3 protein-coding genes are annotated in these 2,876 nt (G+C 64.2%); 2 read left to right on the forward strand and 1 reads right to left on the reverse strand.

Annotation, left to right across the window (positions count from 1 at the left end; translation table 11 throughout):
• Positions 1-333: 333 nt before the first annotated feature.
• Positions 334-756 carry a VOC family protein gene (locus tag ACWD6N_RS37585; RefSeq protein ID WP_450006732.1) on the forward strand — a complete coding sequence of 141 codons (423 nt, stop codon included), beginning with the start codon at positions 334-336 and terminating at the stop codon, positions 754-756.
• Between the two features lie 1,159 nt (positions 757-1,915).
• Here ACWD6N_RS37585 and ACWD6N_RS37590 read toward each other — a convergent pair.
• The gene (locus tag ACWD6N_RS37590; RefSeq protein WP_450006734.1) at positions 1,916-2,533 is read right to left on the reverse strand and encodes a hypothetical protein; all 618 of its coding nucleotides are present in this window, start codon (positions 2,531-2,533) and stop codon (positions 1,916-1,918) included.
• Here ACWD6N_RS37590 and ACWD6N_RS37595 point away from each other — a divergent pair.
• A complete protein-coding gene (locus tag ACWD6N_RS37595; protein WP_450005977.1) occupies positions 2,524-2,841 on the forward strand; it encodes a transposase in 318 nt (105 codons plus the stop codon). The two genes, ACWD6N_RS37590 and ACWD6N_RS37595, sit on opposite strands and share 10 nt — an antisense overlap.
• Positions 2,842-2,876 lie beyond the last annotated feature (35 nt).

A 2,876-nucleotide genomic window follows, 5' to 3' on the forward strand; every position in this document is an offset into this window, starting at 1 on the left:
TTTCGAGGCCACCAGCTCACAACCGCTACCGATCGACCAAGCCGCCTAACTAAGATCAACACAACGACCCTGTCCGTCGAAACGGGTCAAGCCCATCGGCACACCGCTCGCGCAGGTCAGAGGATCAGCAACGCCAGCTCAACGAAGCGGAATCGTTGCCTGGGGGTCAAGGGGTCGTCGGTTCAAGTACGGTCTACAACTGCCCGACGAGGCGATCGCCTCCAACATCGCTACGTCAAACCGGTTGCTGTACCAGCAGCCGATGAGTCTCAGGTTCCCTGTCGGTCTAACTTGAGGCTGGTCGAACGGCCAGCCCAGGAACAGGGAGGCAGCATGGGAAAGGCTGTAGTCCACTTCGAGATCGAAGGCCGGGATGGCGAAGCGCTCCAAGGCTTCTACGCCGAGCTGTTCGATTGGAAGATCGACGCCAACAACCCCGCCCAGTACGGACTGGTGCGGCGGGAGGACAACATCAACGTCGCAGGCGTTGGGATCGGCGGTGCTGTCAGCAGCGTGCCGGAGACTCCGTCGTCGACTTGGCGGGGGAAGTCGCGGGCCGAGGGGTATGGAGGACACGTCACCTTCTATGTCGAGGTAGATGATGTTGAAGCCGCGCTCAAGAAGGCTGAGAGCTTGGGGGGAACGCGAATGCAGGGGCCTGACGAGGTCATCGGTGGCCAGCTCATGGCGAAGTTCAGCGATCCGGAAGGGCACCTGATCGGCCTCGTCAGCCCATCACCTCAGTCCGTCAAGTAGCTTCCGCTGCTAGACCCGCAGGTGCCCCCCGGGTCCCCGAGCGGTCACCGGGGGGCACGAGCGGTCACGCATCATTTGCCCTGACCTGGCCCACCAGGCCCTTGTCGGCCGTGATCTTCGACCTTCCAAGCTGACGGTCCGTGGCTACTGGTCGTCGTCTTCGTCGTCCCGCATCAGGCGGTCGAGGTCCTCAGGGTGCATCCGCTTGATTTGGGTCTCCAGTTTGCGGCTGTACTGGCGATCGTTCGGATCCATCCCGTTGCGAGATCGAGAGCTGCGGCCATACTCCCTGAGGAAGCCACCAAGCTCTCGGCGTATGCGTTCCCGCCGGCCCGACATGGACGCCACTCTAGATTCCGAAGGGCGAGTCGCGCCTTCCCATAACCGCTCTCGACAGCAACGGCGACAGCAACCGCCCGAGATGAGGACAGCCGGCAGCGACCGGGCACGGATCGTAGCCCGAGGTCACGGACACGGACGGACGCCGCTGGACGAAGCGCCCAGAACTTACAAGCGAGGGGTCGAGCCGGAGTCAGGCAGCCCTCCGGGCGGCAGCCTCGTCAGAGGATCGAGAGCGGTCACCACCAGCTCGGATACCACTTCAAGACACGCTCCGCCGGCTCGGCCGGCTTGGTTCCTCGCTCGCGCCAAGCTGTCCACCAGCTTCGGCCATGAAGCGTGAGCCCTGCTGTGATCATGAGTAACGACACGACCAAAGCAGCCCAGTCGAACCAGATTCCGAGGCCAGCCGCGAGAAAGAACAGGAACCCTAGGGCGGGCCGCGGCCGTCGGAAGAGTGGGCGCTTCATATGACGAGTCTAAGATCAATCGATGGATCGTAGTGGCCGAGGCGCGTAGGTCTGTACAGCAGGCATGTACAGCAACCCAGCCGACCGCAAGGAGTCGAACGGGACCAGGCCGTGCGTCCTGACCTCGCATCCGACCTCATTGGACCGGATTGCCGAGGTCTGGGGTCAAGGGGTCGACGAGGACCAGGTCCAGGCCGTCACCAGGCCGTCGGAGGCCGATCGTCAGCGACCAACGACGACCATTGGTGACGACGTCTGCCCAGGTAACAAGGCGTGAGCGGCCCGATCGCCAGGCCGGCCGGGTCCTTCTTACCTGTAGTTGGTGAACTGAGGGTAGGCGGACGGGCCTCTCAGGCTTGTACCCAGAACTGCCAGTCATCAGGCGCAGGAGGCCACGACGGATCGGGCCGCCAGCCCTGGGGCGGGACCCAGCCTGCGGGCGGGGGCGGCCATTCCGGTGGAACCACGAACCGCCATTGCTGCACTCGGGCAACATCCTGCCCGTGGCTCTCCGCGGCCGCTTGTTGTGCCAGCCGCGCTCCTTCAGTCGCCGGCGGCGCATCCAACCACGCATCAGTCAGCGAGCTGGCCTTGCACACGTTCAGCGTGACGTCGGCCTTGACGCGGTTGCCCTTGAGGACTGCGCGGGCGGCCGTCAACATGCCAAGTTCCGAGAGGTGGGCGAGCACCGGCAACATCTCGGCTGATGTCACGGGGCTCAGGGTGCCAGCGGGTTCGCCGTTGACTCGAACCTCTACCAGTGTTCGCGTCGATCGAGTCCGTTGCTGCTCAAGCTGGTGCAATGTTGCATAGATCCAGCACTCGCCCTGCGGGCTCAGCAACTGAGCCAAGTGAGTCATGTGCTTCTCTTCGCCCGTCACCTGAACGATGCGGCCTTGGGGAAGCTGTCCCGCACCGGGTTTGATGGAGACATCGAAACCTGGGGGGAACAACAGCGATGCCGGCACCGAAGAAGTACAACGATGAGCTGCGTGAGCGTGCGACCCGGTTGGCGGTCGAGGCCCGCCGAGATCCGGCGTCGGCGGTCGGAGCGATCCGGCGGATCGCCGGGCAGCTCGGGATTCATCCGGAGGCGTTGCGTACGTGGGTGAAGAAGGCTGAGACCGACGCCGGTGACCAGCCGGGCACGACCAGCAGCGACGCGGAACGCCTCGCCGCGTTGGAACGGGAGAATCGTGAGCTGCGGCGGGCCAATCAGATCCTGAAGTCCGCGGCGAGTTTCTTCGCGGCGGAGCTGGACCGTCCGTCGCGATGAAGGTCGACTTCGTCGACTCCCAGAAGGCCGAACAC

It is taken from the genome of Micromonospora sp. NPDC005163 (genome assembly GCF_053599835.1).

Bases quoted from the DNA above. Each gene is read 5' to 3' on its own strand.
- ACWD6N_RS37585 (WP_450006732.1), top strand. From the start codon at position 334: ATGGGAAAGGCTGTAGTCCACTTCGAGATCGAAGGCCGGGATGGCGAA.
- ACWD6N_RS37595 (WP_450005977.1), top strand. From the start codon at position 2,524: ATGCCGGCACCGAAGAAGTACAACGATGAGCTGCGTGAGCGTGCGACC.